Origin of the sequence: Salipiger sp. HF18, from assembly GCF_011806505.1 — a bacterium.
Lineage (GTDB): Bacteria > Pseudomonadota > Alphaproteobacteria > Rhodobacterales > Rhodobacteraceae > Salipiger > Salipiger thiooxidans.
The window spans coordinates 1-2522 of the sequence record NZ_JAATOS010000547.1; the positions used below are offsets into that span (position 1 = coordinate 1).

At 71.4% G+C, this 2522-nt stretch carries 3 protein-coding genes; 1 reads left to right on the forward strand and 2 read right to left on the reverse strand.

Annotated elements, in window-relative coordinates:
* On the forward strand, positions 1–420 hold a 420-nt coding region (gene ureG / locus HC022_RS23890), incomplete at its 5' end, for an urease accessory protein UreG (RefSeq protein ID WP_167454062.1).
* Positions 421–585: 165 nt separating this feature from the next.
* On the opposite strand, the gene HC022_RS23895 is transcribed toward ureG, so the two are convergent.
* Both HC022_RS23895 and HC022_RS23900 read right to left on the reverse strand, forming a co-directional pair.
* Complete coding sequence (locus HC022_RS23895; protein WP_167454063.1) at positions 586–1842, reverse strand: malonyl-CoA decarboxylase; 1257 nt, start codon at positions 1840–1842, stop codon at positions 586–588.
* A gap of 120 nt (positions 1843–1962) precedes the next feature.
* On the reverse strand, positions 1963–2522 hold a 560-nt coding region (locus tag HC022_RS23900; protein WP_167454064.1), incomplete at its 5' end, for an SAM-dependent methyltransferase.

Below are 2522 nucleotides of genomic sequence, written 5' to 3' on the forward strand. Positions count from 1 at the left end.
TGTCCGCACACCGCGATCCGCGAGGATGCCTCGATCAACCTCGCCGCCATCGCCGAGCTGAACGCGGCGCACCCGGACCTGGACCTCGTGCTGATCGAGAGCGGCGGCGACAACCTCTCGGCCACCTTTTCGCCCGAGCTCGCGGACGTGACGATCTACGTGATCGACGTGGCGGCGGGCGAGGAGATCCCGCGCAAGGGTGGCCCCGCCATCACCAAGTCCGACATCCTCGTCATCAACAAGACCGACCTCGCGCCCTACGTGGGCGCCTCGCTCGAGGTGATGGAGCGTGACGCCACGCGGATGCGCGCCGGGCGGCCCTTCGTCTTCGCGCAGCTGCGCCACGGCAAGGGCATCGACGAGATCGTCTCGCTGCTGGCCCGGATCGGGGGACTGCCGCTGGTGGACGCGGCGGAGTAGCCGCCGCGCGCCGCGCTGGCGCGGATGCGGGCATTCCCCGGTCGGCGGGGGCGCATCCGCGCGGCACCAACACCAGGACGGCTGCAGCGGTGAGGGGCGGGAAGGGTCTGTCGCGCCCCGCAAGTTTCGCAAAAGGCCTGCCGAAGAGCGTATTTCCCGTGTCCGTCAGGCTCCTGCGGCGGTGGCTTTCTCGCGGGCGGTGCTGAGGGCGCGGACCGGCTGGGCGGCCTTCACCTCGCGCAGCTCCGCGTAGCGGTCATGGTACTTCTCGACCTTGCCGAGATCGTAGAGGTAATTGACCATCACCCCGCCGGATTGCCGCAGCCCGTTCTCCGAGATGTCGGCACCGGCATGCACCGCCTGCACCATGGCGCCGTTGCCGAGGTGGAAGCGCGCCACCGGGTCGACGGGCTGGCCGTCGGCGCGCTTGGCGTTCAGCAGGTAATGGGCGGCGAGCCCGGCCATGGCCTTGCCGTCGCGCGGTTCGTAGCGGATGCCCTGCCGCTCGAGCCAGCGCATGAGGCCGGGGATCGGCGACAGCGTGACGAAGGTCTTGAGCCCCGGCAGTTCGGCGGCGAGGTCCGAGACCACCTGCTTGATCAGCGAGTTGCCGAACGAGATCCCGGCCAGCCCCGGCTGGCAGTTCGAGATCGAGTAGAACACTGCGGTATCGGCCACTTCGGCGCTGCCCGGGGTGCGGTCCTCGGCCAGCAGCGCCTGGATCGAGCCCGGCGTCCCGCGCGAGAGCGCCACCTCGACGAAGATCAGCGGCTCGTCGGGCATCGCCGGGTGGAAGAAGGCAAAGCAGCGCCGGTCGGCCGGTTGCAGGCGGCGGCGCAGGTCGTCCCAGGACTGGATCGTGTGCACCGCCTCGTAGGCGATGATCTTCTCGAGGATATGCGCGGGGCTCTCCCAGCTGATCGGCCGCAGCACGAGGAAGCCGCGGTTGAACCACGACCGGAAGAGGTTGCGGAAATCGAGATCGAGCGCCTGAAGCGCCGGATCGTCGACGCCCAGCCGCAGCAGGTCGGCGCGCATCTGCACCAGCCGCTCGGTGCCGCCGGGAACCTGGTTCAACTGCCGGATCAGCGCCTGCCGCGGCGCCTCGGTGGCGTGGGTGAAGGCGCGGTAGCTGGCCCCCGAGGGCGCGGCCTCGTAGGCATCCAGCGCCGCCCGCAGCGCCGCGGGATCAAGGTCGTAGGCCTCGGCGATGTGCCGGAACAGCGCCAGCCGGGAAGCGTCGTCCATCTCGGCGTAGCGCTGCAGCACGCGGCGGGCGAGCGCCAGCGCGGCGGTCTCGGAGGTCGTCCCCATCAGGTCGGCGATCAGCGCGTCGGTGCTGCGCGGGTCGCGCCGCAGGATCGGCCCGATCCGGGTGCGGCGTTCGAAGACGGTGGACAGCAGATCCGCGAGCAAGGTCATGTTCCGGCCTCCCGTTGGGGCGGCCGGGGCGGCGGCCGCGTCCCCTCAAAGGTCGGCCTCCGTGCGCGGGAAATCAAGCCGAGCGCGCCGGGGAATCGCTGCACTGCGGCGGTGGGTCGCTCAGGCGACGGCCGAGATGCCCCGGATCGCCCGCGCCAGCGACTTGGGATAGCGCACGAAAAGGATCGCCGGGTTGCGGATGCCCTCGGCCGCGATGGTCTCGGCCAGCGCGCCCAGGGTGGTGCTGACGTGGCGCTCCTGCGGGGTGCTGACCGAGGCCACGATCTCGACCGGGCATTCCGCCGGGGCGCCGGCGCCGATGAGGTCGTCGCGCACCACCGCGGCGCGTTCCACCGCCATGTAGAAGGCCATCGAGGTGCCCGGGTGCGCAAGCCGGGCGCGGTCGGGGTTGGCGTCGCCGGGGCGGCAGGTGCCGGTGGTCACCGCGAAGGTATCCGTCTCGCCACGTTCCGTGAGTGGATGGCAGATGGAGGCTGCGGCGGCGGAGGCGGCGGTGATGCCGGGCACGATCTCGACCTCGATGCCGGCGGCGCGGGCGGCGGCGATCTCTTCGCAGGCGCGCCCGAAGATCGACGGGTCGCCGGATTTCAGCCGCACGACGCGCAGCCCGAGCCTGGCCTTGGCCACGATCAGCCGGTCGATGCGGCCCTGTGGCCAGG